General features: G+C 64.7%; 20 protein-coding genes and 3 tRNA genes. 17 read left to right on the top strand and 6 right to left on the bottom strand.

Features of this window, described 5'->3' with window-relative positions; translation table 11 throughout:
- Positions 1–75: 75 nt before the first annotated feature.
- The 11 genes from MTR65_RS00610 to MTR65_RS00560 all read left to right on the top strand — a co-directional run bounded on the left by MTR65_RS00610 (position 76) and on the right by MTR65_RS00560 (position 16,768).
- Complete coding sequence (locus MTR65_RS00610) at positions 76–636, top strand: RNA polymerase sigma factor (RefSeq protein ID WP_243796295.1); 561 nt, start codon at positions 76–78, stop codon at positions 634–636.
- Positions 633–1,598 (top strand): FecR family protein, encoded by a 966-nt coding sequence (locus tag MTR65_RS00605; protein WP_243796294.1) that lies wholly within the window; start codon positions 633–635, stop codon positions 1,596–1,598. Before MTR65_RS00610 ends, MTR65_RS00605 begins: the two co-directional genes overlap by 4 nt.
- 126 nt (positions 1,599–1,724) lie before the next feature.
- The gene (locus MTR65_RS00600; protein ID WP_243796292.1) at positions 1,725–4,928 is read left to right on the top strand and encodes a TonB-dependent receptor; all 3,204 of its coding nucleotides are present in this window, start codon (positions 1,725–1,727) and stop codon (positions 4,926–4,928) included.
- Positions 4,929–4,945: 17 nt separating this feature from the next.
- A complete protein-coding gene (locus MTR65_RS00595) occupies positions 4,946–6,211 on the top strand; it encodes a purple acid phosphatase family protein (protein ID WP_243796291.1) in 1,266 nt (421 codons plus the stop codon).
- Between the two features lie 117 nt (positions 6,212–6,328).
- Complete coding sequence (locus tag MTR65_RS00590; protein WP_243796290.1) at positions 6,329–7,216, top strand: LysR family transcriptional regulator; 888 nt, start codon at positions 6,329–6,331, stop codon at positions 7,214–7,216.
- A 142-nt stretch (positions 7,217–7,358) separates the two neighbouring features.
- Complete coding sequence (locus MTR65_RS00585; RefSeq protein WP_243796289.1) at positions 7,359–8,366, top strand: N-acetyltransferase DgcN family protein; 1,008 nt, start codon at positions 7,359–7,361, stop codon at positions 8,364–8,366.
- On the top strand, positions 8,363–9,382 hold the full coding sequence (locus MTR65_RS00580; RefSeq protein ID WP_243796287.1) for a dipeptide epimerase: 1,020 nt from the start codon (positions 8,363–8,365) through the stop codon (positions 9,380–9,382). Before MTR65_RS00585 ends, MTR65_RS00580 begins: the two co-directional genes overlap by 4 nt.
- A gap of 250 nt (positions 9,383–9,632) precedes the next feature.
- Positions 9,633–12,359: a TonB-dependent receptor domain-containing protein gene (locus MTR65_RS00575; RefSeq protein WP_243796286.1), complete on the top strand. Its 2,727-nt coding sequence runs from the start codon at positions 9,633–9,635 to the stop codon at positions 12,357–12,359.
- A gap of 176 nt (positions 12,360–12,535) precedes the next feature.
- Positions 12,536–14,524 (top strand): S9 family peptidase, encoded by a 1,989-nt coding sequence (locus tag MTR65_RS00570; protein ID WP_243796285.1) that lies wholly within the window; start codon positions 12,536–12,538, stop codon positions 14,522–14,524.
- A gap of 4 nt (positions 14,525–14,528) precedes the next feature.
- Positions 14,529–15,614 carry an amidohydrolase family protein gene (locus tag MTR65_RS00565; RefSeq protein WP_243796284.1) on the top strand — a complete coding sequence of 362 codons (1,086 nt, stop codon included), beginning with the start codon at positions 14,529–14,531 and terminating at the stop codon, positions 15,612–15,614.
- Positions 15,614–16,768 carry a DmpA family aminopeptidase gene (locus MTR65_RS00560; protein ID WP_419145023.1) on the top strand — a complete coding sequence of 385 codons (1,155 nt, stop codon included), beginning with the start codon at positions 15,614–15,616 and terminating at the stop codon, positions 16,766–16,768. Before MTR65_RS00565 ends, MTR65_RS00560 begins: the two co-directional genes overlap by 1 nt.
- A gap of 48 nt (positions 16,769–16,816) precedes the next feature.
- Here MTR65_RS00560 and MTR65_RS00555 read toward each other — a convergent pair.
- The 4 genes from MTR65_RS00555 to MTR65_RS00540 form a co-directional block, all read right to left on the bottom strand.
- Positions 16,817–16,893 (bottom strand) — tRNA-Pro (locus MTR65_RS00555).
- Positions 16,894–16,945: 52 nt separating this feature from the next.
- A tRNA-Ile gene (locus tag MTR65_RS00550) sits at positions 16,946–17,021 on the bottom strand.
- A 111-nt stretch (positions 17,022–17,132) separates the two neighbouring features.
- On the bottom strand, positions 17,133–18,140 hold the full coding sequence (locus MTR65_RS00545) for a polysaccharide deacetylase family protein (protein ID WP_419145019.1): 1,008 nt from the start codon (positions 18,138–18,140) through the stop codon (positions 17,133–17,135).
- Between the two features lie 52 nt (positions 18,141–18,192).
- Entirely contained in the window at positions 18,193–20,226 is a 2,034-nt protein-coding gene (locus MTR65_RS00540; RefSeq protein WP_243796282.1) for a histidine kinase, read from the bottom strand.
- 258 nt (positions 20,227–20,484) lie between these two features.
- On the opposite strand from MTR65_RS00540, the gene MTR65_RS00535 reads away from it, so the two are divergent.
- Together MTR65_RS00535 and MTR65_RS00530 are read left to right on the top strand one after the other, a co-directional pair.
- Positions 20,485–20,952 carry an Lrp/AsnC family transcriptional regulator gene (locus tag MTR65_RS00535; protein ID WP_148625892.1) on the top strand — a complete coding sequence of 156 codons (468 nt, stop codon included), beginning with the start codon at positions 20,485–20,487 and terminating at the stop codon, positions 20,950–20,952.
- Positions 20,953–20,992: 40 nt separating this feature from the next.
- Positions 20,993–21,520: a hypothetical protein gene (locus MTR65_RS00530; protein WP_243796279.1), complete on the top strand. Its 528-nt coding sequence runs from the start codon at positions 20,993–20,995 to the stop codon at positions 21,518–21,520.
- 37 nt (positions 21,521–21,557) lie between these two features.
- Here MTR65_RS00530 and aroQ read toward each other — a convergent pair whose 3' ends face one another.
- Together aroQ and MTR65_RS00520 are read right to left on the bottom strand one after the other, a co-directional pair.
- Positions 21,558–21,995: a type II 3-dehydroquinate dehydratase gene (gene aroQ / locus MTR65_RS00525; protein ID WP_243796277.1), complete on the bottom strand. Its 438-nt coding sequence runs from the start codon at positions 21,993–21,995 to the stop codon at positions 21,558–21,560.
- 518 nt (positions 21,996–22,513) lie between these two features.
- Positions 22,514–22,590, bottom strand: a tRNA-Pro gene (locus tag MTR65_RS00520).
- A gap of 310 nt (positions 22,591–22,900) precedes the next feature.
- Here MTR65_RS00520 and yajC point away from each other — a divergent pair.
- The 4 genes from yajC (at position 22,901) to MTR65_RS00500 (ending at position 26,716) form a co-directional block, all read left to right on the top strand.
- On the top strand, positions 22,901–23,233 hold the full coding sequence (yajC, locus tag MTR65_RS00515) for a preprotein translocase subunit YajC (protein ID WP_226636280.1): 333 nt from the start codon (positions 22,901–22,903) through the stop codon (positions 23,231–23,233).
- Positions 23,234–23,312: 79 nt separating this feature from the next.
- Positions 23,313–24,920: a protein translocase subunit SecD gene (secD, locus tag MTR65_RS00510; RefSeq protein WP_243796275.1), complete on the top strand. Its 1,608-nt coding sequence runs from the start codon at positions 23,313–23,315 to the stop codon at positions 24,918–24,920.
- Positions 24,921–24,931: 11 nt separating this feature from the next.
- On the top strand, positions 24,932–25,918 hold the full coding sequence (secF, locus tag MTR65_RS00505; RefSeq protein WP_243796274.1) for a protein translocase subunit SecF: 987 nt from the start codon (positions 24,932–24,934) through the stop codon (positions 25,916–25,918).
- A gap of 198 nt (positions 25,919–26,116) precedes the next feature.
- Positions 26,117–26,716, top strand: coding sequence for a DUF502 domain-containing protein (locus tag MTR65_RS00500; protein ID WP_243796273.1), 600 nt, complete (start codon positions 26,117–26,119; stop codon positions 26,714–26,716).
- The last annotated feature ends 13 nt before the right edge of the window (positions 26,717–26,729 follow it).

Here is a 26,729-nt window from a genome sequence, read left to right as displayed (position 1 = left end):
AAGCGTCGCCAAACCGTCATGGAGCGCGGCTAGGGCGCACGGCTACCGCATTCTCTTCACGGAAAAAGCCGCGCCGTGCCCCGACCCGATGCCCTCCTGCTTGCCCGTGACGGCGATAGTCCCGGAACCGACTGGACCATGGTCCAATCCCGGCTCATCGGCTATCTGCGCGCCCGTGGGGCCCGTGCGGATCTGGCCGAGGACATTGCGCAGGAGACCGTGCTGCGTCTGATCGCGATAAGTCGGACGAAGGAAATCGGGAGCGTCTTCGCGCTGGGGTTTCGCATTGCCGACAATCTCCTCGTCGATCAGCACCGCGCCGAGAGCCGCTACGCAGATGCGGGGGAGGGCGCCGAAGGCGAGGAAGGCCAGTGGCAGACCACGGCACCCTCGCTGGACAGGGTGCTCGATTCCCGGCGTGCGATCGAGGTCTTCCAGCGCTGTCTCAATCGAATGCCCGCGCTGCGCCGCGAAGTATTGGTGCGCCGACGCCTGCGCAACGAAAGCTGCCGGGCCATTGGCGAGGATCTCGCGCTCAGCGGCAAGGCGGTCGAGAAGCACATAACCCGCGGCCTGGTGGACCTGCGCCGCGCGATGGAAAAGGCCGGGATCGATCCGGCGGGATGGAACGAATGATGGCGAGCGAACGCGCCGAGATCGACAGCGCGGCCGCGCTCTGGCTGGAGCGCATGCGCGGTCCCGTCCAGGACAGCGCGATTGCGGCGAGCTTCGATGCCTGGATCGCCGAAGACCCGCGCCACGTGGAAAGCTACGCCCTGATGGCCTCGCTGTGGCAGTCCGAAGGGTTCGCGCAAGCTGCGTGCGCGACCCGCGCGGGCAATGATAATGGTGGGGATCACGAAGACGGCGAGGGCGGGCCGCGCGCGCGCGCAAATCGCCGCTGGTTCGGACTGGTGGCGGGTCTCGCGGCGCTCGCGGCTGTCGTGCCGCTTGCACAGGGACTGTTCGCGCCGACCCACACCTACGAAGCGCCTTGGGGCACGACGCGCGAGATCGTGCTCGCGGACGGATCGCACATCCAGCTAAGCGGCGGTTCGCGTCTCTCGGTTCGGCTGACTCCCTGGTCGCGCGAGGCGGACCTCGAGAAGGGCGAGGCCTTCTTCGACGTGGCGCACGAAGCGCTGCGCGGTTTCGCCGTCGAGGCCAAGGGGGCGCGCGTCGAAGTCCTGGGGACGGCCTTCGACATCGACGTGCTCGCGGGCGGGCGCCGCGAGGTGCGGGTCTATCGCGGGCTCGTTGAGGTCGCGGGTGAGAGCGGTGCGTGGCGGCTGCCCGCAGGCACCGGGCTCGTTCTCGAAGGTGCCCATGTGCGAAGCCTTGAGGGTATCGGCGGAGATCGTCCGGGCTGGCTGGATGGCTGGTTCGATGCGCAGGACACGCGGCTGGACCGGCTCATCGAGCGGCTCAACCGGACCGCGCGCATTCCCGTCGTACTCGACGATCCGCAGCTGGGAGAGCTGCGCGTCACGGGCCGCTTTGAAATGGATAGTCCCCAGGAAATCGTCGAGACGCTCGCGGCCATCCACGACCTGTCCTGGTCGCGCGAAGAGGGCCGTTACCGGATTGGCCGCCAGTAATTCGTCGAAGTTGTATGTCTCTAAAATGGCATCGTAATTTAATAAAAGTGCCATAAAATTATTTTGTCGGGTTTTTAATTTCTCAAGCGTCTTTCCCGCGTACTTGGTTACCACACAGGGGATTTCATGTTTCGCTCAGGATCCAGCCGCGCCGGTGTTTCGGCGCTGGCCCTTTCGCTTGCCTGCGTTTCGTTCACCGCCACACTCGCCCCGGCCCATGCGGCAGGCGCGCAGAGCTTTACCTTTGCTATCCCTGCGCAGGACCTGGGGAGCGCGCTGCGCCAGTATTCGCGCGTGACGGGTCTGCAGGTTGCCGCCTCGGCCGATGTCGTGCGCGGCCGGCGCAGTTCGGCCGTTTCGGGCTCGCTTTCGTCCGAGGCTGCCCTGACCCGGCTGGTGGCCGGGGCGGGCGTCGAGACCCGCCGCCAGGGTCGTACCATCATCGTGCGTCTGGCCGCCCCGAAGGCTTCCACCAAGGTGGCCGTGGCGGCTGCGCCCGCGCGCACATCGGCTGCGGCCACCAGCGTGGCCCTGGCCCCGGCCGACGATGAGATCGTGGTCACCGGCTACTTCGAGGCGGTGCAGGAATCGCTCGACAAGAAGCGCAACACGGATGTCGTCTCGGACACGGTGAGCGCGGACGACATGGGCAAGCTGCCCGCCAACAACGTCTCCGAAGCGCTCGCGCGCATGCCCGGCGTCAACGCGGTGCGCAGCGCGACCACGGGTGAGGGCGACCGCATTACCGTGCGCGGCCTCTCCACCGAGCTCAACAACTACTCGATCAACGGTGTGCGCCTGGGTGGCGCAGGTTCGCGCGACGATGTGTTCTACCGCGGCGTGCGCCTCTCGGTCCTGCCGCCTGACGGCATCAAGGAGATCACCGTTTACAAGACTCTGACACCCGACCGCGATGGCGACGCGCTGGGTGGTTCGGTCGATATCTCCACCCCGACCGCCTTCGATCAGGACCCGACCTACTTCCGCTTCTCCGCCGAGGGCGGGATGCTCGACAAGTTCGACCACAGGAAGTCCGCGCAGGTCTCTACCGCCGCCTCGCGCCAGTTTTCCGATAACTTCGGTGTCTTCGTTTCGGGCAGCTGGAGCCGCCGCAAGTCGCAGTTCGAGCAGAACGGCGTCGATGGCGATAACCAGCCCGACACCTGGTACGCGGACAGCGAGACGCTGGGCTGGGACCCCAACCGCTTTGTCCTGCGCGGCATGAACCTGGGCTTTGGCGAGACCGAGGTGGAGCGCTGGGGCGTCAATTCGAGCGTCGACTTCCGCTCGGACAACCACGACTTCCACCTTCGCGGGCAGTACAACAAGTACCGCAAGAAGGAGTTCCTCAACCGACTGAACTTCCGCAACGACACCTCGCGCAATTCCACCCGGCTTTCTCAGGTGGACCGTTCGCGTGCCGATCTTGCCCAGCCTGAGGACGCAATCACCGGCTTCGACGAGGAACTGGGACGCATCTACGGCTATACGCCCGGCGAAATCATCGACCGCGATGGCGACGGCATCATCACCGATGCGGACCGTTCGGCGCGCTCGACCTACAGCCTGGTCGGCAATTCGGGTGCCTGGGACCCTGCGGGTTTCCGCCTGCGCCGCTTCTGGGAAGGTTCGGCCGAGACGGGCAACCTGGCTTCGGCCAACTTTGGCGGTGTCTCGCGCTTCGGGGCGCTGACGCTTGATTATGACGTCTCCTATTCGCAGTCCGAGGACAACCTCGACGATGGCTACGAGCTGGAGTTCCGCAGCGACAAGTACGGGTGGCTGGGCAATCGCGGCGTGCTCTTCTCGGCGGCCGAGGACTCGCGCTTTCCCAAGTGGCTGCTGAACCCGGCAGGCCTCGCCGGTGTGCAGGATCCCAATGAATACGACTTCAACGGCCTTGAGGGCGAAGTGGGCGGTTCGAGCGAGAAGCTCTGGCAGGCCCAGTTCAACGCACGCTGGGATGTGGATGGGCCGTTCCTGAAGTCGATCAAGACGGGCGGCAAGTTCTACAACTCGCGCCGCCGCACCTACGAAGGCTCGTTCCTCGATCTCAATTCGGACGGCACGCTGGCGGACTTCGCCGGGCTCTACGGCAAGGAAATCACCAGCCTGTTCAGCGGCGCCTACACCGGAGACTATCGCCTCGGCACCGTTCTCGACAACGAGGCGATGCTTAGCGAACTGCAGCGTGCGCAAGCCGGCGAGAGCAGCTACTTCGATGGCTTTGCGGTCGATCCCTCGCAGGCCTCGATCTCGGACGAGGACAGCTTCGAGTTCGAGGAGCGCGTCCTGTCCGCCTACCTCATGGGCACCGCGCAGATCGGCAAGGCGAAGATCATCGCGGGCGTGCGCATGGAAAACACGCGCAACACCATCGATGCCTGGAACATGGACCCGGTTTTGGGCGAGCGTTACACGCGCGACCGCACCAGCTTTACCAACTGGCTGCCCTCGATCCACGTCAACTACGACTTTGACGACAAGACCAAGCTGCGCGGCGCAATCTGGACCAGCTTTGCCCGTCCCGACATCGCCCGCATGAGCTCGGCGCGCGAATACGCCTATGACCGCGATCCCGATGGCGATGGCGTCCTCAACCCCACCTCGGACTGGATCCTGACCGGGATCGAGATGGGCAACCCGGACCTGAAGCCCCTGCGCTCGACCAACTTCGACATGTCGCTCGAACACTATGCGGGCCGCACCGGGGCCTACTCGGTCGCCCTGTTCTACAAGCAGATCGACAACTTCCTGTTCCGCTCGTCCTCCTCGAACATCCGCAACGGCACCGCCGGTGTGAACGTCAATCCCGAGGGCGTGGCGGTGACGATGCCCAACAACGGCAAGTGGGCCGATGTCTACGGCATGGAGATCAGCGCGCAGCAGCTCCTGCACTGGCTGCCGGGCGTGCTCGGTTCGCTGGGCGTGGGCGGCAACCTGACGTTGCAGCGCTCCAAGGCCGAGACGGGCCTGTCCTGGCACCCCGAGGGCTACACCCTGCCGCTGATGGAGACGCCCGAGACCATCGCCAACCTCCAGCTCTTCTGGGAACGCGACGGCTGGGAGGTCTATGGCGCCTGGAACTACCAGTCGAAGTTCATGGCCGGGATCAACGACTTTGGAAACGACCCTTACGAGCAGGCGTACAGCTTCGTCGACCTGACCTTCCGCAAGACCTTCCTCGAGAAGTCCTCGGTCCAGCTCCAGGTGCAGAACCTCTTCGATTCGCACACCTACTGGCAGACCGTCTCCTCGGGCGACGGGGCGAGCCGCGCCTACATCAAGAACGGGCGCTCGATCTCGCTCGGCTTCAACATGATCTTCTGATGCACGAGAGACCTGTCATGACAATGTTTTCCAAGACCTTCCTGGCCGCTCTCCTTGCCGGTTCCTGTGTCGCCCCCGTGGCGGCCCAGGAGCAGGTGGTCGTGCTTGCTCCGGCAACCCAGGCGCCCGAGCGGATCATTCTCAACCTCACCGCCGACACCGCGCACGAGATGGCGGTGACCTGGCGTACGGCGCCGGGCCTTTCCGGCCGTGTCGAATACGCGGTGGCAACGCCCGGGCCGGACTTCGTGAAGACCCCGATGGCTCTGACCGCGACAACCGAGGAGGCGACCGTCGCGACCGAGGAGGACCCGGCTTTTCGGGCCGCCTACCATTCCGCCGTGATGAAGGGCCTCAAGCCCGATACCGTGTACGCCTACCGCGTGGGCAACGGCACGCTCTGGTCGGAGTGGTTCCAGTTCCGCACGGCAGCGCAGGAGATCAAACCGTTCCGCTTCCTCTACCTGGGCGACATGCAGAACCAGGTCCTTTCGCAAGCTTCGCGCACGCTGCGCATGGGCTTTCGCACGGCGGGCGATGTCGCCTTCACGATCCATGCAGGCGATCTCATCAACCACCACAATTCCGATCGGGAGTGGGGCGAGTGGTTTGCGGCCGGGGGCTTCCTCTATGCCCAGACCCCGCAGTTGCCGACGCCGGGCAACCACGAATATGGCAAGGATGGCGCGGCCCGTGCCGGATCGTCGGTGACGGGGCAGTGGCGCCATCAGTTCACGCTCCCCGAGAATGGCCCCAAAGGCGTTCCCGAGGCACGCGAGACACACTGGTACACCGACTATCAGGGCCTTCGGCTGATCTCGATCGATTCCCCGCAGCTTGACCGCAACGAAGCGGCGCGGGCGCAGACCATTGCCTGGCTGGACGACCTGCTCGCGAGGAACCCGAACCACTGGACGGTGATCTTCCTTCACTTCCCGCTGTTCTCCAGCGATCCCGACCGCGACAATCCCAAGGTGCGTTCGGCGCTGAAGCCGCTCATCGACAAGTACGGGGTCGATCTGGTCCTGCAGGGCCACGACCATGGCTATGCGCGTGGGGCTATCGACGCGGCGGGACCGGTGCCGGACGGGCAGGGGGCTACCTACGTGGTCTCTGTCGCTGGCCCCAAGATGTACGAGGTTGCCGAGCTCGACTGGGCGCGCAAATCGGCCGCGCGTACGCAGGCCTATCAGGTGATCGATGTGGACGGCGCAGACCTTGTCTACACTGCTTATACGGCCAATGGGGATGTCCTCGACACGATGAAGGTGCACAAGCCCTGATGCACCTGCACGGACCGGAGAGCGAGCGACCCGACTCTCCGGTCCGACATTTCGGACAATCGGGCGTGCGCGATGGTTGGTTGCTCTCGGGCGCGAAACGGCTTAGCGGCGCAGTTCATGAAGCTCAGGCACATCGAGGTCTTTCACGCCGTCTACACGACCGGTTCGGTCAGCAAGGCGGCGCGCCAGCTCAACGTCTCGCAGCCCGCGGCGACCAATCTCCTGCGCCACGCCGAGGATCTCCTGGGGTTCCCCCTGTTCGACCGCGTGCGCGGGCGGCTGGTGCCCACGGCGGACGCGCATGAGCTGATCGCCCAGGCCGACGAGATCCAGGCGCAGGTCCATCATTTCCGCGAGATCGCCCAGAACCTTCGGCGGGGGCGGGGGCAGGTATTGCGAATTGCCACGCTTCCGGCGCTCGGTGTCGATTTCCTGCCGCGTACAGTGGCCGATTACGTGCGCGAGCATCCAGGCGTCGTCATCGATCTGAGCACCTCGCACCACGATGAGATGGCGGCCAAGCTCTACAAGCGCGAGACCGATCTCGTCATCTGCTACTCGCTTCCGCGCGGAACCCCGGTGGCAAGCGTTCCGCTTGGCGAGGCGGAGATGGTCGCGCTGTTTCGCGAGGAGGATTTTCCCGACGCGCCCGATCCCCTGCCGCTGGAGGCGCTGGCCGGGCTTTCCTATGTCTCCACGTCGGACAGCGGGCCACAAGCGCGCCTTGTCGCAAACGAAATGGCCGCGCGCGGTATCGAGCTGGAGCCGGTTGCGTCCTCGCGCTCCTATGCCATGGCGGCCGCCATGGTCCGGGCGGGAATGGGGGCGACCATCGTCGACCAGCATACGGCTCTGGGTGCACTGCGTCCCGGCCTGACGATCCGCCCGCTGGAGCCGCGCCAGCCCTACTTGATCCAGGCTGCGCACCTGGAGGGACGTCCACCTTCGCGTCTTGCGCTCGATTTCCTCGAGCATATTCGCACGCGTCTGGCCGCGGGAGGCTGATCGGCTCGCCCACCCCGACCAGTCGGGTTGTTATAAGCTTCTGCTATAGGCGGTGCACGTCTCCTAATGACAGGAATGTTACGGTTTGTGATATTCCGGCGTGATGACCCGAGAACAGACCGCGCGCCGAAAGGATGATGGCATGCAGGCAATTGCAGGCCCGTTCCTCTTGTACCTTGGCGACAAGACCAACCCGCTCGACATCAAGACCTCGCGCGGACTGGCGCTGTTTCGTCCCGGCGAATGCGTAGGGGAACTGAGCCTGGGGGGCGGCCTCTCGCTCGGCCTTCCGCAGATGGATCCGGCGCAGGCCGCCGCGGCCGGCGCGCGCACGCTTGTCCTGGGCATTGCGACCAGCGGCGGGCGGCTGGAGGAGACCATGATTGCGACGATCCTGGCCGCGCTTGATGCAGGTCTCGATGTGGCCTCTGGCCTCCACCAGCACCTCGCCGACGATCCGCGTATCCGCGAACGGGCCGCGGCGACCGGCGGTCGCCTCATCGACATTCGTATCGCGGCGAAGGGCCTTGCCGTGGGCAACGGCAAGCCGCGCGCGGGCAATCGCCTCCTGACCGTCGGCACCGACTGCGCAGTGGGCAAGATGTTCACTTCGCTCCATCTGACACAAGCCCTGAACGCGAAAGGCATGTCCGCCCGCTTCCGCGCGACCGGCCAGACCGGCGTGATGATTGCAGGCGAGGGCGTCGTTATCGACAGCGTCATCGCCGACTTCATCTCCGGCGCCGCAGAGGCTCTTTCTCCGGCGCGGGAGGACGAGGTCTGGGACGTGATCGAGGGGCAGGGCTCGCTCTTCAACCCGTCCTTCGCTGGCGTTTCACTGGGGCTCCTGCATGGTGCGCAGCCGCGCGCGCTGGTGCTGTGCCACGATCCCTCGCGCCCGCACATGCGCGGGCTCCCGCACTTTCCGGTGCCCGACCTCAAGGCCTGCCTGGAGGAAAACCTGCGCTGTGCTCGGCTGACCAGCCCCGATGTTGCGGCGGTCGGTGTCTCGATCAACGGCTCGCAGATGGCGCCCGATGAGGTGGCGAATCTGTGCGCGCGGATCGAGGATGATCTGGGCCTGCCCTGTGTCGACCCGGTGATTACCGGCATGGAGCCGATCGTGGAGCGGATCGCCCAGCTGCCATGAGCGCACGGCGCGCCCTTCGCGCCGAGGAAGCCCGGTTCCCGCTGGCAAGGCCCTTCGCCATAGCCCGCGGCACCCGCGTCGCCATCGATCTCGTCACCGTCGAGATCGAGGAGGAAGGCCGGATTGGCCGCGGGGAGGGCGCACCCTCGGCCCGCTACGGGGAAAGTGCAAGGAGCGTCCTCGCACAGATCGCGGCCATGCGCGAAGCCATCGAGAATGGCATGGGGCGCGCGGAACTGCGCCTGGCCATGGCACCAGGAGCCGCCCGCAACGCGCTGGATTGTGCACTCTGGGACCTGGAGGCCAAGCTTGGCGGGGTTTCGGTAACGGCGCGGACGGGTCCAGTGCCGGACGCGCTGGTGACCGCAGTTACCGTGGGTATCGACACGCCGTTGGCCATGGCGCAGCGGGCTCGCGACATCCTCCAGGACTGTCCCGGTACAGGTCCGGCGCCGCTGCTCAAGATCAAGCTCGACCGCGAGGACGTGGTGGAGCGGGTCAAGGCGGTGCGCGCGGCGGCGCCGGGTGCGGTGTTGATCGCCGATGCCAACGAGAGCTGGGATATCGCTTTGCTCGAGCATGTCATGGGCGGGCTGGCCGAGGCGGGAATTGCGCTGCTGGAGCAGCCGCTGCCCGCTGGAGGCGATGCTGCTCTGGAAGGCTTCGCCTGTGCCGTCCCACTGGCCGCCGACGAATCCGCCCATGTCGCGGATGATGTGGCGCACCTGGCCGGGCGCTACGACTTCGTCACCATCAAGCTCGACAAGTCGGGAGGGCTGAGCGAGGCGTTGGCGCTCGCCGACGCGGCGCGCGAGGCGGGCATGGGCGTGATGACGGGGTGCATGCTGTGCTCCTCGCTCTCGGTTGCGGCCGGCTGGCATGTCGCGGCGAGAAGTCGCTTCGTGGACCTTGACGGACCGCTCTGGCTTGCCCGGGACCGCGAAGGAGGGGCCGTCCTGCGCGATGGAATGTTGCACGCGCCGGTCGGTCTGCAATGGGGTTATGGTTTTCCATAACTGTTGCTTATGGACGGGCAAAGTCTTCTGATTGGGTGTCTCTCGCACCAATTGTTACAGGCCCATGGCAACAAGAGATTAAAAAATTTCAGGGTCGCAGTCCTTCGAAACGGATGCATTGTTTGCCTCGGTCAACTGACCGGGGTGGTCGTGCATCTGTGTCCGGAGCGGGGGCGTCATCTCGCCGGGAGAGGTTCCAGTACCGCGATCGCGGCCTCCAGGGGCGCGGTCCACCATGAGGGATCTCAAGATGAGTTCAGTTCGCGGCCGGCTCGCCGGCTCCGCCAGTTTCTTCGCTGCTGCCGTTTCGATGGCCGTGCCCGCCTTCGCCCAGGACGCCCAGTCCGGTGACGAGCAGGGCGACGTCATCATCGTCTCCAGCTCGCGCATCGACGCCGCCGGCTTCGACGCCCCGACCCCGACCGTGCACCTCGATCAGGGTGCGCTGAGCGTTGGTGGCCGCGCCAACGTCGCAGCCTCGCTTGCCGACCTGCCGCAGTTCCGCGCTTCGACCTCGCCGCAGACCACCGGCACCAACACCAGCGCCGGTCAGGCTCCGGTCGACCTGCGCGGCCTCGGCAACAACCGCACGCTCGTCCTCATGGACGGTCGCCGCTTCTCGAGCGAGAACGACCTCAACACCGTTCCCTCGATCATGATCAAGGGCCTCGATGTCGTGACCGGCGGTGCTTCGGCTGCCTGGGGTTCGGGCGCCGTTGCAGGTGTCGTCAACATCCAGATCGACAACGAGTACGAAGGTCTGGTTCTGGGCGCATCGGCCGGTCTTTCGACCAGCTACGGCGATGACTTCGAATACCGCTTCGAGGGCAAGTACGGCACCTCGTTCGACGGTGGTCGCGGCCACTTCGTGATTGGCGGCGAATACTACGACAGCGAAGGCGTGATCCCCAAGGTCGACCGTCCGCGCATCGGTCGCTGGGCCAACTTCAACGGCACCATCACCCCCGACGTCGGCTACGGCAACATGGCCTATGGCGGCCTCATCACCTCGGGCGTGCTCGCGGGTCAGGCGTTCAACGCCGACGGTTCGCTGCGCGACTACGACTACGGCTATGCTCAGGCTGGCAACTTCTCGGCGGGCGGCGAAGGCCCCTCGAACGACGATTTCAGCCCGCTCGTCACCCCGCAGCGCCGCTACTCGGGCCTTGCCTCGCTGACCTACGAGATCACCCCCTCGATCCAGGTCACCGCGCAGGTCCGCCACTCGCGGATGTACAACAACTACATCTGGTTCGGCGACAACATCCAGGGTGACTCGCTGGGCGCAAACCCGAACCCGGGTGAAGAGCGCGGCCAGTTCATTTCGGTCGACAACGCGTTCCTGTCGCAGGGTATCCGTGATCAGCTGATCGCGGCTGGCGAGGACGGCTTCTACATGGGTCGCGCCAACCGCGACCTGTCGTACTCGTACATCGATTTCGAGCGCAAGACGACGCAGGGCACCCTCGCATTCGACGGTACCTTCGCGAACGGCTTCCGCTGGAGCGCGTACTACAGCCACGGCGAGTACCAGAACAACATCGACACCCCCGGCTTCCTGCTGAGCGAGAACTTCGCGAACGCGGTCGACGCGGTGTTCGATGGCAACGGCAACATCGTGTGCCGCTCGGGCGCCGAAGGCTGTGTGCCGGTCAACCTGTTCGGTTACGGTTCGCCCTCGGCCGACGCAATCGACTACGTCACGGGTACGCCCTCGCAGCGTTCGAAGACCAAGCTCGACGTTGGCGGCGTCAGCCTGCGCGGTGAGCCGGTCACGCTTCCCGCCGGTGAAGTCTCGTTCTCGATCGGTGGCGAGATCCGTCACGAATCCGTGAACCAGACCGTGGGCGCGCTTGATGCCGCCGACGCGTTCCGCACCTTCAGCTTCTCCTCGCTCAGCGGTGGCTACACCGTCAGCGAAGGCTTCGCCGAAGTCGCGGTTCCGCTGATCTACAACACGCCGCTCCTCCAGCAGCTGAACCTGAATGCCGCAGCGCGTTACTCGCACTACAGCACCACGGGCGGCATCTGGTCCTGGAAGATCGGCGCGACCAACGAGTTCTTCCCGGGCTTCGTGGGCCGCGTGACCCGTTCGCGTGACATCCGTTCGGCCAACCTGACCGAACTCTACAACACGCAGACGACTGGCTACAACACGATCCAGAACCCGTTCCGTCGCAACGCTGACGGCACGCCGATCAGCGAGTACGTCCTGTCGAACGGTGGTGGTAACCCCAACCTGACGCCCGAGAAGGCGAACACCTGGACGGTGGGCGCGACCTACGCTCCGCCGATGGTTCCGGGCCTCAACCTCTCGCTCGACTACTACAACATCGACATCGACGACGTGATCGACACGATTGCATCGCAGGACGTCATCACGCGCTGCTACAACGGCAACGCGGCGCTGTGCGACCGTATCGACTTCGGTCCGGACAACAGCATCCAGCGCACGGTTTCGACCTACGTCAACCTGGCGAACTACAAGACCGACGGCATCGATGGTCAGATCGACTACAAGCTGCCGGTCTACAAGCTGGGCTTCGATGGCAACGGCCAGCTGCACTTCAACGTGAAGGGCACCTGGGTGAACAGCCTGACGATCGACGATGGCGAATCCACCATCGAGTACGTGCGTTCGCAGGGCTACACCTTCGGTGATGGCGTTCCCAAGTGGCGCGTCAATGCGACGGCGGGCTACGAGAGCGAAGGCATCTCGGGTCTCATCCGTGCGCGCTACATCTCGCCGGGCGAATTCAACAGCTCGCTCGACATCACCAACAACCACATCGGGGCGTACACGTACTTCGATGGACAGCTGAGCTTCAACGTGGAGAACGACAGCGGTCCGGACATGGAACTGTACATCAACGCGAGCAACCTCTTCAACAAGAAGCCCCCCTACGGTTCGCTCTACTCCCCGTACTACGACGTGATCGGCCGCTTCGTTTCGGTCGGCGCACGCGTCAAGCTGTAATCCCCCACGGGGTCGCATCGCGGCTGTCCGGCCTGGCTCTCGCACCTGTGCGCGAGCCGGAGCCCGGGCGGCCGCTTTGCTGCGTTCGCGCTTCGCGAATTTCCCTGTAAAACAGCTTGCTACCTGTTCGAATTCCCCCTCTCGATCCTCTCCCGAAACTTCCCGAGGAAGCCAACATGACCACCCGGTTCCTGCGCCGTCTCATTCCCTCCACCGTCAGCAGCCGCGCGCTGGCGATTGCCTTCGCTTCGTGCGCAGGCCTTGCTGCGCCGCTCGCCGCCGAGGCGGACAAGCCGGCCGCGATCATCACCAAGGACGTGCCCGCGGTGCCCGATGCCGTGGTCAAGGCGACCCAGCCCTACCTCGAGGCGCGCCGTGCCGATTTCCTGGGCTGGAACACGGCCGATCGCTCGATGCTGATCAAGACGCGCTTTGGCGCGACCAACCAGCTGCACACCGTGCGTGCGGCGGGCGCCAGCCGCGAGCAGATCAGCTTCGGCCAGGAGCCCGTCCTCACCGGCTCGCTCGCCCCCTCGGACGACAACCTGACCGTCGTCATGCGCGATACCGGCGGCGATGAATTCTACCAGCTCTACCGCCTTGAGGACGGCCAGCTCGAACTCGTCACCGATGGCAAGAGCCGCAACTGGATCGGTGGCTGGAGCCAGGACGGGAAGTGGCTGGGCTACACCTCCTCGCGCCGCAACGGTGCCGACATGGACCTCTACATCGTCGACCCGCGCGACCCTTCGACCAGCCGCATGGTTGCCGAGGTCGAGGGCGGCGGCTGGCAGTTCGTCGGCTTCACGCCCGATGGCACCAAGGGTATTGCGGTGAACCGCCTCTCGATCAACGAGGCAATCGTCTACACCGTCGATCTGGAAACCGGCAAGAAGACGGCGCTGACCGATCCCAAGGCCAAGACCTCCTTCGTCGATCCCAAGGTCGCTGCTGACGGCACGGTCTGGGTGGTGAGCGATGCGGGCGGCAGCGACTTCCTGCAGTTGGGCACGCTCGATGCGAAGACCGGCGCCTTCACCGCGAAGACTGCCGAGGACTGGGACGTCAGCGACTACGCCATCGCGCCCGATGGCAGTTTCATCGCCTACGCCACCAACGAGGCTGGCGTCAGCGTCATGCACGTCATGGATCTGCCCTCGGGCGATGTGCGCAAGGTAAGCCAGCTCCCGCAGGGTGTCATTCCCTGGGCCATTGGCCCGGCCATCCAGATCGCGCCCTGGGGTGAGATCGGCTTCTCGCTATCCTCGGCCAAGGTGCCGGGCGATGCCTTCTCGATCAATCCCGAGACCCTGGACGTCACCCGCTGGACCCAGAGCGAGACCGGCGGTCTCGATGCCAGCCAGAACGTCGAGCCCGAACTCGTCACCATCAACAGCTTCGATGGCGAGCCGATCACCGGCTTCCTCTACCGCCCCGATCCGGCGAAGTTCCCTGGCAAGCGTCCGCTGCTGTTCGACGTCCATGGCGGCCCCGAAGGCCAGTCGCGCCCGGGCTTTCTGGGCTCGGAGAACTACTACGTGAACGAACTGGGCATGGCGCTGTTCTTCCCGAACGTGCGTGGCTCGGACGGCTTTGGCAAGCGCTTCGTCAACCTCGACAACGGCCCCTGGAAGCGTGAGGATTCGGTCAAGGACATCGGTGCCTTCTTCGATCACTTCGCCGATGACGCGGCCATCGATGCCTCGCGCATCTCGCTCTACGGCATGAGCTATGGCGGCTATGTCTGCTACGCCTCGGCGGTCCACTATTCGGACAAACTGAAGAGCGCGAGCTGCTATGTCGGGATCACCAACTTCGTGACCTTCCTCGAGAACACCCAGGACTACCGCCGCGATCTGCGCCGTCCCGAGTATGGCAACGAGACGATTCCCGAGCAGCGTAAGAAGCTGGAGGAAATCTCGCCGCTGAACCACCTCGACAAGATCTCGATCCCGCTCTTCGTGGCGGTGGGCGGCAACGATCCGCGCGTGCCCGCATCCGAAGGCGAGCAGATCGTCGAGGCCATGGACAAGAGCGGCCAGCCGGCCTGGTACCTCAACGCCACCAACGAGGGCCATGGCTTCCACAAGAAGGAGAACGAGGAATACTACTTCCAGACTTCGGTCGAATTCTGGAAGCAGACCCTTCTGGAAGAGGGCAACTAAGACCATGATCCTCGGGTTTTCCGCGCGCGCAGGGCTGCTGATTGCTTCGCTTTTCGTGACTGCAGGCACGGCTGCCGCCGAGACTGCGGGCGCAGAGACCCGAACCCCCTCCACCGTGACGGCAGATGCTCCCCCGCACGCTGCCGTCACGGTGGACCACCATGCCCATGTCCATTCGCCCGCGATCCTCGACTTCCTGCCCAAATACTGCGGCAGTGAAGGTCGTATCGGGCCGTGCCCCGAAGTCTTCACGCGGGCCTATTCGCCCGAGGACCTCATCGCGGAGATGGACGCGGCGGGCGTTGCGCGCAGTCTCATCATGTCGACGGGCTACCTGGCCGAAAGCCCGATGATGCAGCCTCCGCTTCCCGAGGCACCCGGTATCCTGCGCGCGGCGAACGAATGGTCGGCCGCGCTGGCGACCCGTTACCCGGGGCGCTTTGGCATCTACATCGGCATCAACCCGGTCTCCTCCAGCGCACTTCCCGAAATGGCGCACTTCGCGCGTGATCCACGCGTGACCGGCATCAAGATCCACATCACCAATTCCGACGCGAACCTGCGCGATCCGCAGAATGTCGCGAAGCTCGCGAGCGTCTTCGAGATGTCCCACCGGACGGGGCTTGCGGTGATGATCCACATGCGCACGCGCGCCGAGGACTACGGCGCGCGCGATGTGGAGACGTTCTTGCGTGATGTCCTGCCCCAGGCGGGCGATACGCCCGTACAGATCGCCCATGCGGCGGGCTGGGGCGGTATCGATGGCCCCACGCTCTCCGCGCTCGGCGCCTTCGCCGAGGCCATCGAGGCCGACCGGGACCGCTTTGGCAATGTCACATTCGACCTTGCCGCGGTCTGGGACGAAGACACTGCAGCGGATGATCTGGAAGCGCTCGCCACGCTTGTCCGGCGCATCGGCCCTGAGCATTTTGTCGCGGCTTCGGATTTCCCGTTCGGCGGGCACCTTGCCGACTATTACGCGAAGGTCTATCCGCGGCTCCCGCTGACCGACGCGGAGTGGACGACGATCCGCACCAACACGCCCGACTACGACAGCGTTGACTACGCAAAGGAAAGGATCCGGCCCTGATCTCTCATTCGGCACGTGCGCTCATCGCCCTTGCAGCCCTTGGCGCTGCGATCTCGGCGCCGGGCCGTGCCGGAGAGGGGGCGCAGGACCTGCGCGGAGCGGGCGTGCCCATCGGTATCCTACCGGCAGGCCCGCGTGATGCGATCACCGATGTGGTTGGCGTTCGCGTGGGGCACGTCACGCTCGAACAGGGTCGCGACATTCACACCGGCGTAACGGCAATTCTGCCGCACGGAGGCAACCTGTGGCAGGACAAGGTGCCCGCCGGTTTCTTCGTCGCCAATGGCTTTGGCAAGTTTGCAGGCTCGACCCAGATCGAGGAACTGGGCGAGATCGAGACGCCCATTCTCCTGACCAATACCCTCTCGGTGCCCGAGGCCATGGCGGCCAGCGTCGAGTGGACCCTCGATCAGCCGGGCAACGAGGAGGTCCGCACTGTCAACGCGGTCGTGGGCGAGACCAACGACGGCTTTCTCAACGACATTCGGGGCCGTCACGTCTCCATTGCCGATGCCCGCCGCGCCATCGAGACTGCCCAGGAAGGGCCTGTCGCGGAAGGCGCTGTCGGAGCCGGTACCGGAACGGTGGCCTTTGGCTGGAAAGGCGGCATAGGCACCGCCTCGCGCAAGTTGCCCTTGAGCCTGGGAGGCTGGACGCTCGGTGTCCTGGTCCAGGCCAACTACGGCGGCGTGCTGAGCGTTGCCGGAACCCCGGTCGGCCAGGAACTTGGCCAGTATCTCTACAAGGACAAGGTGCCCGAGAAGAGCGCGGATGGCTCTATCGTCATCGTGATCGCTACCGATGCACCGCTCTCGGACCGCAACCTGCGCCGGCTCGCCAAACGCGCTTTCGTGGGCGTTGCGCGGACAGGTTCGGCCTTCTCCAACGGATCGGGCGATTATGCCGTGGCGTTCTCCACGGCCATGGACGTGCGCCGTACCGCGCCGCGCCGAAAGGAGCAGGCGGTCTACTCCGAACTCTCGAATGATCGCATGACCCCGCTTTTCCAGGCCGTGGCCGAAGCCAGCGAGGAGAGCGTCTACAACGCCCTGTTCGCGGCGTACGACGTCACCGGCCATCGCGGAACGGTCCGGGCACTCCCGGCTGCAAAAGCACGCGCCCTCGTCCGCAAGCGCGCACAGCCAGGCAACTGACACGCAACGCTCTCGCGGGCCACTTCACGATCGAACTTTCAAGGGAATTGGTCGGGGAGACAGGATTCGAACCTGCGACATCCTGCTCCCAAAGCAGGCGCGCTACCGGACTGCGCCACTCCCCGACCTATCGGGTGCCGATGTTGGGCCACGTGCTGTCGCCCGTGAAGGCGAGGGTGGTGGGCCCGGCAGGATTCGAACCCGCGACCTAGCCGTTATGAGCGGCCAGCTCTAACCGCTGAGCTACAGGCCCCAACCGTGCCGCCCGGCGCTATCGGCGTGGCCGGGCGAGAGACGCGTTAGCTCGGCTGTTGCTGCTAGGCAAGCGTTGGCGCGCTTAAAATCGTGCTTTGTCCGCAAGTGCTCAGGGCAGGTCTACGCAGCGCATGATGTCCTTGACGCTCGTGGAGGAAACGCCACGGGTGGCAAGGTAGTCGAACACGCTCCGCCACCAGGCGTAGAAGGCGTCGAGTTCGGCATCATCGCGCACGTAAGGGGTATAGCCCGGTGCGAGCGAGGGGCTGTGGAAGGAAAAGACAAGAACGGGCACGCCCTCGTCAAGGGCTATGTCGATGCCGCGCATGGCCTCGGGCGCGGTGATCCCTTCGGGGGTGAGGGCGATGCGTTCGAGGAGCCCCAGGCGTGCCAGTATGCCGCGCAGGCGCGGTGTGCGCCAGAGCCGGGGGTAGATCCAGTCGCCAAGTTGGCGCAGCGGGCCCCAGTAGAGGCTCGTCAGCGGAAGTTCGAGAATGCGCGGATCATCGGTGCCGACCCAGTAGGGATGGCAGGGATGATGGCGATAGTTGGGACCGCCTTCGCCGCTGTAATCGAAGCGGGCCCGTACCGAACTGTCGATGGCGATCCCGCTTTCGCGCAGGATCGAGGCCGTATCTGGCCCCAGGCCGTAGCGTCCGGCGCGGTAGATCAAGGGGCTGGCACCAAAGGCGTCCTCGATCTTCGCCTTGAGCCGCTGCAGCTTGGCCTCTTCCAGTTCGCGCGGGAGGTTGCCTGCGAAGCTGTTGTACGCGGTTATCTCTTCTTCGAACGGAGGGTTGACCCAGGGGTGCAACTGGACGCCGATTTCGGCGCGCCCATCGCGGACCGCCTCTCCGATGGCCTGAACGGCCAAAGGCGTGTTCACGATCGGGTAGTCCACGAGGTAGACCGGAGTTACGCCGTATCCCTCGCAGAATTCCTGAAATTTGCGCAGGGCGGGAACACTGAGGAGAGTATGGCCTTCGCGGTCCAGGGGGCGGGACCAGTCGAATTCCTCTTCGGTATCGACCGTGACGAGAAAGCGTTGCCCGAAGCCGTCGTGGAAGCGAGCCCGGCTTTCCGGCCTTGGACGTTGCAGCATGTTGGGTTGGGCCACGACCGCCTCTATCCTTGTCTCCGGCACAACGCGGCAAGGTCATCTGCCTCCTTCAGGAGGCAAGGTCCGCCACGTCAGGGCGTGTGTCTTTCACCCGGGCCAAGGGTAGCGTAAGCACGAGTTCATTGGCAATGCGCTGCAAGGCACCCCCGGCGCTGCGGGCTTCGGCGGCGGCAAGGCGCAAGGTGAAGCCGACCCCGAATACGCCTGCTGTCAGGGCCTGACCGCGCCCGATGTCGCCGATCGCAAAGAGCGCATCGCCTTCGCGCTCGGCGAGAGCCTTGGGCAGTTGCAGGCACATGCGAAGGTCGCTGCCATTATCGGCCCAGTGGAGCGCCAAACGCTCCTCGCTGGCCGACGCGCCGGCGAGCGCGGCAAGAAGGCGCCAGACGAGGCGTTCGGCTTCGTCGTGTTCAAGGGCGATGGGCAATTCGGCATCGGCCAGGTCCGGGGAGGTGTGGAAACCGCTGTTGCGTGGGCCTGTCCAACTGCCCAGCCGCTGGATCGTGCGATGGGTGACAAGCGCGAAGTTGCAGAGCCCCGGGTCGAGCGACAAGGCGCCTGTTTCGAGTTTGACCAGTCGGTCGAGTTCTTCGAAGCCCGCCAGAATATGAGCGCAATCGCCCGCGATGGAGGCCGCAAGCGCCCGGTACTCGTGCGGGGCAGGGCCGTAGAGTTGCTGCTGGATGATCTCGGCGGCGACCTGAATGGCGTTCGCCGGGGTGCGCAGTTCATGGAGCACCTGGCGCATCCGGTCCGCCTCGGCGCTGGCGCTGGCGTTCGCCGTGTCCCGCACCGAGGGGTGGGGGCGGCGCAAGCGGCCGCTATGGCCGGTGAAGCGCCCCGTGCCCTGGTCGAAGCAGGCGGCGGCATCGACTTGCCATGTGCCACTGATCCCGGCCGGACCCGACAGCTGGATACGTGCGCCCCGGATCGGCTGCCCGTGCCGAACAGCGGTCGCGATCGTTTCCTGCTCACTCTCGTGGAGAGGGAGAAGGAAGCCAGTGACCGCGCTGGCGAAAGGGCCGTCGGCCCAGGTAATCCGGCCAAGGGCATCGGTGGCGAAATCGAGGGTAGTGGGCCCCTGCACGGTCTCGCTGATGGCATCGCCCAGAGGCAGACGGGGCGAATCGCCCTGGGGCTCTGCCGAATGGGGTTTCTGGCGGCTTCGACGGAATTCCTCGATGCGGCGTACGATCGCGCCGATGCCCGGATCCCCGGGGCCGTCCGGCGCGAGTGGCGGCGGCGGCGGGGCGAGGGGACCTGACGCGCGAAGGCGCGCCCACTCCCGCAACGACGTGGGGATGGTGGAAGGGGCAGCGGCACGCGTGTTCGCGTGGGGCGCGGGATCACGTGGCGGAGGGAAGCTGCTCGCAGGCCGGCCTTTGTCCGATTCCGGTGGGGGGGCAGGGAACGCGGGCGCTGCGGGTGGTTCGTCCCCCAGCAATTGCGTGAGCACGAGCTCCTCGACTTCCGCTTCGTTCGAGGGAACTCGACCAGCGCCGAGTGTCCGTGCCTGAACTCCCATGCCCACCGTATGCGCTGGCAGATCATCTGCCCACTGATGGGCAGGCGGTTCGAGGGCTTCACCCGTAGATCGCTCTGCGCTGGGGGCGAGCGTCTCGGCTGTGGCTGATGCGACCGTGATGGGTGGCAGCGCCCGGTCGCCAATGCCCAGCCGCTCCAGCATGTCGTTCACGCGCGGGGGCAGGTCGCGGCGGTGGCGCAGGATGCCGCGGGCATGGACGGGCAGAGCCGGAATCAGGTCAAGCCAGGATGCTTCGCTCAATCGGGTCTTGGCGAGTGCGGCGCTGGCGACCTGGGGGCCGGCTTCGGCGAGCAGGGCGAGGAGGCGGGGATTGGTAAGGCGCACCAGGGACTGGCGAATCAGTTCGGCCTGATCGGTATCGCGAATCGCCGCTCCCAGCGAATCAAGGCGGGCGTAACCCGCCTCGGTCAGCTCCGTGACGAGACCGGAAGGGGCCTGCGCCAGGATGTCGATGAGCTGCCTGTACTGGATGCGCGCAAGCGTTCCGCTGGTCGCGGAATGGCGCAAAACCGTGGAAAGGCGATCGTCGAAGTGCATTCAAATCCAAGGGAGAGCCGAGGGAGGCGGGTCTCGTTACGGGCCAGTGCGGATCCCGTAGCACGACGCAAGGCGATTTGCGGGATCGTTTTCCCCTAGCAAACCAACCGTTTCGCAAAAGTGACCAAGGGAAAGCGTTGCAAAGCGGGACGATTACGCTAAGGGATAATATTATTTCAGGAAAGCGTCGTTTTGCGTGCGTTTTCGTCGACAATGTGGCCTGAAGCGAAGGCCTGGGGTGAATTTCGGGATTCGGACATGATCAATCTGGATGAAATCGATCGTCGGCTTCTGGCCGAGTTGCAGGATGAGGGGCGGATCACCAACGTCGAGTTGGCCCAGCGCGTTGGCCTGACCGCACCGCCGTGTCTGCGCCGCGTGCGCAGCCTCGAGGAGGCCGGGATCATTCAGGGCTACCACGCCGATCTGGACCCTTCGAAACTGGGCTTCACGATCACGGTCTTTGCGCTCGTCAGCCTCAAGAGTCAGGCCGAGGAAGCGCTGCGTGCGTTCGAGGACCATATGAAGGGCCTTGCCGAAGTGCGCGAGTGCCACATGCTCAACGGCGAAATCGACTTTATACTGAAGATTGTCAGCCGCGACCTCCAGAGCTTTCAGGAATTCCTGACCAGCAAGCTGACGCCCGCGCCCAACGTGGACAGCGTCAAGACCTCGCTCACGATCCGCACGTCGAAGAGCATTCCGGGCGTTCCGCTCGAGGTCTGAGCCCTTTCGTATGCCAAATTCCCGCAAAGTTCGGCGCGCCGTGCTGGTCGGTGTGGCGCTGGCGCTGGTCGGTGCCAATCTCTGGTGGTTCACGCGCGGGGGGCAGGACGAGGGCAAGGCGTTCGAGCTTACGCCGACTTTCGGGGGCGAATATTCCCTCCAGAAGCAGGGTGTGCCGCTCGATTTCGATGCCGATACGTTGACGTGGACGGCGAACGGCAGGGTGATTGCGCAGGTGGGTACGCAAGTGAAGCGCGAGCTTCTGATGACACCGCTGGATGGCGAAAGGCCTCAGCCCATACCCGTTCCCGAAGCCTTGAAATCCCAAGGGCTGGCCTATGTGCCCGTCCACGATGATCCACGGCGCACTGTGGAAGATATGCGCCGCTTGCTCCTGTCTCTGGTGAAGAGAGGGGTTTGCCAGGTGGGACTTGTCGATCAGAGCGAGGGTGAGCATGCCGGTAGAGCCGGATCCGGCCTTGCTGATCGTGTGGAGCTTTACGGCATCATTGCTGTGCGCAGCGATACCGGGCAGCGTCTGGAGTGCACGCCCTCTCTCGCAGACTGATGGTGCTGAGCCTTGATGGTGCTGAGCCTGTAGGGCTTCAGAGCGCGGCGGCGGCTCCCAGCGCCAGCAGGTAGCTGTTCGCGCCAAAGCCCGCGATGGTTCCCTTCGCGGCCTGGCCGACCCAACTCAGATGACGGAATTCCTCGCGCGCGTGGGGATTGGACAGGTGCACCTCGATGACGGGCGCGGAGATCGCGCGGATGCCGTCGAGAAGGGCAATCGAGGTGTGCGTGTATGCGCCTGCGTTCAAGAGGATCGCATGCGCGCCCTTGTCGTCCGCCTCGTGAAGCCAGTCGACGAGCTGGCCTTCGTGATTCGACTGGCGCATCTCGATGGTGCAACCCAGCGCTTCGGCGCGTTCCATCAGGCTGGCGCCGATATCCTCGAGCGTCTGCGCGCCGTAGATCCCGGGTTCGCGCTTGCCCAGCCGGTTGAGGTTGGGGCCGTTGAGGACATAGATGAGCTTGGGGATCATGTGGGCTGCACTTCCTTGAACTTGCACCGATTGCCCGTGGGCAGCGTTGGCGAGTGGCCTCTCTCATAGGCGGCAAGGTCGACGTCGCGCAATTGCGCGCTGGGCCTTTCGTCCCGGACAGGGGGCAGACCTCAGGTCAGATGCCTGCAACAAGGGGCGAATCGCCGTTTCGGGTACCGTCAGCCGCCTCGCCGGTCATGGATTTCCGAGGCATACGGAGCGCTTGGGCCTTGAGGGTGTTCTGGTTGGGCTGCGGACTGGCGGGCTTCGGCCCCGTTGCAGTCCGAATCTTCGGTGTGATTCGAGCTGCAGCCGCTGCAAGGCGAGCCGCGATTGGGCGGGACAGAGGCTCGTACTGAGATCTGTAGCCGCGCCTCTGTCCTCTGTGGCCCGTTCTTGCGGGCCGGGAACTCCCAGAATTCGGCGAAATCCTTAGTCGGCGCTCACGTGCTGAGCACATACGAAAACGGGCCGCTTTCGCGACCCGCTTCGTGTCATCCCGCGATGACTTGTAGAATTGGTCGGGACGAGAGGATTCGAACCTCCGACCCCCACACCCCCAGTGTGATGCGCTACCAGGCTGCGCTACGTCCCGACCGGAGGGCGCCCTATAGGCGGGCTTTTTCAGGAGCGCAACCCTCTATCGACATGATCGGCAAGGTTTCTTCGCAAACTCTTCAAACGGCCTTGGAACTGCGCGGTCGGCTGCCTACCTTTCGCGGCGGGTTGGGGTGAGAGTCGGCAGGTTCGTTGCCAGCTTGGCGCTTTGTTGCTAACCGCCCGCATCCGGTACAGCCCTGTAAGGGCAGTGCCTCGATGCCCGGTGCGCCGGGTCGGTCCTGACAGGCTGGCCTGCGAAGCGCGCGGGTGATCGGGGCGACGACATAGAAGGTTTCTTAGGTTCCATGAACAGCTCGATTCTCAACCAGCTTGCCGCCGCATCGGGTGGGGCCGCCCCCGCATGGCTGCAGTACCTGCCCTTCGTGGCGATGGCGCTCATCTTCTGGTTCCTGATCCTGCGTCCGCAGATGAAGCAGCAGAAGGAGCATCGCTCCAAGCTGGAAGCGATCAAGCGCGGTGACGAGGTTCTCACCGGTGGCGGCTTCGTGGGCAAGGTGGTCAAGGTCGACGACAACTACGTCGAGGTCGAGCTCGCCAAGGGTATGGTCGTCAAGGCGGTGAAGTCTACCATCAGCGACGTCATCCCGCCCGCCGGCAAGAAGCCCGCGAACGACTGATATTTCAGGCAAGGGCCGGTCCCGTGTGGGGCCGGCCAGTTCTGTCTAGCCTCGTCCTCCTGGAGTAAAGCACAAGGCAATGCTCGATTTTCCCGTATGGAAGAAGGTCTGGTTCTGGGGTGTCGCGCTGATCTGCGCGGCCCTTGCCCTGCCTTCGCTGTTTTCTCTGGCGAACGCGCCGTGGCCCTCTGCGCTTCCCAATGCGCAGGTGAACCTGGGCCTCGACCTTGCCGGTGGCAGCCACATTCTCCTCGAGGCCGAGAAGGGCCAGGTCGCCCAGCAGCGCATCGAGAACATGGAAGAGAGCGTGCGCGCCCGCTTCCGCGCCGCCAGCCCGCGCATCGCCATCGGCGACATCTCGCGCACCAATGGCCGCCTCTCGTTCATGCTCAAGGATGCAAGCCAGGTCGACGCCGCGCGCGATGAACTGGTCAATCTCACCACGGGTGCAGGGCTCACCGGCCAGCGAGACTGGGATATCCGCGTCGAGGACGGCAACCGCTTCATCCTCACGCCGACCCAGGAAGGGCTCGACCAGGCTGTCTCGGACGCCATGGATTCGGCCATCGAGGTAGTGCGCAAGCGTATCGACGCGCTCGGTACCCGTGAGCCCACGATCATTCGACAGGGCGATGCGCGCATCGTCGTGCAGGTCCCAGGGCTCGATGACCCCGATGCGCTCAAGCAACTGATCGGTCAGACCGCCAAGCTCGAATTCAAGATGGTCGACGAGAATGCGGCCCCCAACGACGTGGCGAACGGCATCGCGCCTCCGGGCGACGAGATCGTACCCTATGCCGAAGGCAGCGAAGTGGGCGGCGTCTCGGCCATCGCGGTCAAGCGCCTGGGCGGCATCAAGGGCGACCAGCTGACCAACGCGCAGCAGTCGTTTGAGCAGCAGACCAACCGTCCCGTCGTCTCGATCACGTTCAACCAGCAGGGCGGCGCGAAGTTCGCCGAGCTGACCCAGCAGAACGTGGGCAAGCGCTTTGCGATCATCCTTGACGGCAAGGTGCTTTCGGCGCCCAGCATCAACGAGCCGATCCTGGGCGGCAGCGCCCAGATTTCGGGCAGCTTCAGCGTCGAGTCGGCGACCCAGCTCGCCATCGCCCTGCGCTCGGGCGCGCTTCCGGTCGACCTTACCGTCGTCGAGGAGCGCACTGTCGGTCCCGACCTTGGTGCCGACTCGATCAAGAAGGGCCTTATCGCCATGGGCGTGGGCTCGCTGCTCGTGATCGTGCTGATGATCGGCTCCTATGGCCGCTTTGGTATTTACGCGACGGCCGCGCTCATCATCAACGTGCTGATGATCCTCGGCATCATGGCGCAGATCGGCACCACGCTGACCCTGCCGGGTATTGCCGGTTTCGTCCTCACCATTGGTGCGGCGGTGGACGCCAACGTGCTGATCTACGAACGCATCCGCGAGGAGCGCAAGCGGGGTCGCCGCGTCTTCACCTCGGTGGAGAACGGATACAAGGAAGCCAGCCGCGCGATCTATGACGCGAACATCACCAACTTCATTGCCGGTGTCCTGCTCTTTGCGTTCGGCTCGGGTCCGGTGCGCGGCTTTGCGGTCGTTCTCATCATCGGCCTGTTCACCAGCGTCTTCACCGGCGTTGCCATGACGCGCATGTGGGTGGCCGGTTGGCTGCGCGCGAAGCGTCCCGCAGACCTGACCATCTGAAGGCTGATCCCATGCGCCTCATCAAACTTGTCCCTGACAACACGAACATCCACTTCCTGCGCTGGCGGGTGCCGTTCTACATCATCTCCTGCCTGCTGATCGCGGCGAGCTGGGGGCTGGTCCTGACCAAGGGCCTGAACTACGGCGTCGACTTCGCAGGCGGGCAGGAAATCCAGGCCACCTTCACCAAGCAGGAGGAGGCCCCGATCGCGAGCCTTCGCGAGCTGATCGGCGGACTTGGCTATGGCGAGCCCGTGATCCAGCGCTTCGGTGAAGCCAACGAGGTCTCGATACGCTCCAAGCTGCCCGAGGAAGCCGAAGGCAATCCCGGTGCTGCGGCGCAGATCTCCAAGCAGATCACCAGTGCCATCTCGACCGCCTATCCCGACGTGCGCATCGATGGTGTGAGTACCGTTTCGGGCAAGGTTTCGGGCGAATTCCGCGAGATGGCGATCTACGCGCTGGGCGCGGCGATGCTCGCGATCTCGCTCTACATCTGGGTGCGCTTTGAATGGCAGTTCGGCGTGGGCGCGCTCTTCGCGCTGTTCCACGACGTCTCGCTGACGTTGGGCCTGTTCGCGTTGTTCCAGATGGAGTTCAGCCTCCAGATCATCGCCGCGATCCTGGCGATCATCGGCTACTCGCTGAACGACACCATCGTCGTCTACGACCGCATCCGCGAGGACCTGAAGAAGTACCGCAAGATGCCGCTGCCCGAACTGCTCGACATGTCGGTCAACGAGACGCTGGCGCGTACGGTGATGACGTCGGCCACGCTACTGGTCGCGCTGATCCCGCTCCTGATCTTTGGCCCGGAGAGCCTGTTCGGCCTCGTCGCGGCGATCACGGTGGGTATCTTCGTGGGTACCTATAGCTCGATCTACATGGCCGCGCCGATCCTGATCTGGCTGGGTGTTTCGGGTGAAAGCTTCATTCCCAACGAATCGGACATCGACCGCCAGGAGCGCCTCGCGCGCGAGCGTGCGGCCAAGCCCTAAGGGCCGTGATCACGATGGACACGAAAAGGGGCGTCCTCGGGCGCCCTTTTTTGTGCGCCGCGATGCGGAGTATGGCGACAAGGATGTGAAGTTGCCGCTCAGGGGACTTTTGGCCTCGTGAGCACGTTGTGTGCCAGTTTGTTTTGACAGTGCGAATTTAACCGACCATCTTGCAGGTCTCAGGGCGGGGGTGTTCGCATGTTTTTCGGCATGGGTTTCTTCAAGTCTACTGTAATTGGCGGGGCATTTTTTCTCGTTCCACTCGTTGTGATCGCCGTGATCATCGGAAAAGCTCTGGGCTTCATGCGCAAGCTCGCGATGCTCTTCTCCGGTATTTTCGAGATCGACTCGGTGAACGATGTCCTGTTCCTCGACATTCTCTCCGTCATCGTCCTGGTGCTGGTGTGTTATCTCGCCGGACTGGTCGCCAGGACACGCGCCGCGGTCCGCCTGGTGCAGTGGCTGGAGGAAGGGCTCCTCAACAAGATCCCGCTCTACCTGTTTTTCAAATCGCTTGCCGGAGGAGGGCCTTCGCACGAGGCTGATCATACCCTGATCCCGGTTTGGGTCCGGCTCGACGATTTCTCGCAGCTGGCCTTCGAAACCAAAAGGCAGGAGGACGGTCAGGTCGTGGTCTTCTTTCCGGGAGCCCCGAATCCCTGGTCGGGGGCCCTTGGTCTGGCGGATCCGGAGAGGGTCACGCCCGCCGAGATGACGATGGTGCAGGCCATCGCCTACCAGAGCCGGCTTGGCTCAGTCGAAGCCCGGGCGAAGAAGTTGGCCCCGGACACGCCGTGACAGCCTGTGAGGA

The organism is Novosphingobium mangrovi, from assembly GCF_022818885.1.
Taxonomy (GTDB): domain Bacteria; phylum Pseudomonadota; class Alphaproteobacteria; order Sphingomonadales; family Sphingomonadaceae; genus Novosphingobium; species Novosphingobium mangrovi.
This window is presented reverse-complemented; position numbering and strand designations above follow the sequence as displayed.

What these genes read in the sequence shown, in the direction of transcription:
- MTR65_RS00590 (WP_243796290.1), top strand. Translation starts at nt 6,329, where the DNA reads ATGAAGCTCAGGCACATCGAGGTCTTTCACGCCGTCTACACGACCGGT.
- MTR65_RS00570 (WP_243796285.1), top strand. Translation starts at nt 12,536, where the DNA reads ATGACCACCCGGTTCCTGCGCCGTCTCATTCCCTCCACCGTCAGCAGC.
- MTR65_RS00585 (WP_243796289.1), top strand. Translation starts at nt 7,359, where the DNA reads ATGCAGGCAATTGCAGGCCCGTTCCTCTTGTACCTTGGCGACAAGACC.
- secF (WP_243796274.1), top strand. Translation starts at nt 24,932, where the DNA reads ATGCGCCTCATCAAACTTGTCCCTGACAACACGAACATCCACTTCCTG.
- MTR65_RS00600 (WP_243796292.1), top strand. Translation starts at nt 1,725, where the DNA reads ATGTTTCGCTCAGGATCCAGCCGCGCCGGTGTTTCGGCGCTGGCCCTT.
- aroQ (WP_243796277.1), bottom strand. Translation starts at nt 21,995, where the DNA reads ATGATCCCCAAGCTCATCTATGTCCTCAACGGCCCCAACCTCAACCGG.
- MTR65_RS00575 (WP_243796286.1), top strand. Translation starts at nt 9,633, where the DNA reads ATGAGTTCAGTTCGCGGCCGGCTCGCCGGCTCCGCCAGTTTCTTCGCT.
- MTR65_RS00605 (WP_243796294.1), top strand. Translation starts at nt 633, where the DNA reads ATGATGGCGAGCGAACGCGCCGAGATCGACAGCGCGGCCGCGCTCTGG.
- MTR65_RS00500 (WP_243796273.1), top strand. Translation starts at nt 26,117, where the DNA reads ATGTTTTTCGGCATGGGTTTCTTCAAGTCTACTGTAATTGGCGGGGCA.
- yajC (WP_226636280.1), top strand. Translation starts at nt 22,901, where the DNA reads ATGAACAGCTCGATTCTCAACCAGCTTGCCGCCGCATCGGGTGGGGCC.
- MTR65_RS00540 (WP_243796282.1), bottom strand. Translation starts at nt 20,226, where the DNA reads ATGCACTTCGACGATCGCCTTTCCACGGTTTTGCGCCATTCCGCGACC.
- MTR65_RS00535 (WP_148625892.1), top strand. Translation starts at nt 20,485, where the DNA reads ATGATCAATCTGGATGAAATCGATCGTCGGCTTCTGGCCGAGTTGCAG.
- MTR65_RS00565 (WP_243796284.1), top strand. Translation starts at nt 14,529, where the DNA reads ATGATCCTCGGGTTTTCCGCGCGCGCAGGGCTGCTGATTGCTTCGCTT.
- secD (WP_243796275.1), top strand. Translation starts at nt 23,313, where the DNA reads ATGCTCGATTTTCCCGTATGGAAGAAGGTCTGGTTCTGGGGTGTCGCG.
- MTR65_RS00580 (WP_243796287.1), top strand. Translation starts at nt 8,363, where the DNA reads ATGAGCGCACGGCGCGCCCTTCGCGCCGAGGAAGCCCGGTTCCCGCTG.
- MTR65_RS00595 (WP_243796291.1), top strand. Translation starts at nt 4,946, where the DNA reads ATGACAATGTTTTCCAAGACCTTCCTGGCCGCTCTCCTTGCCGGTTCC.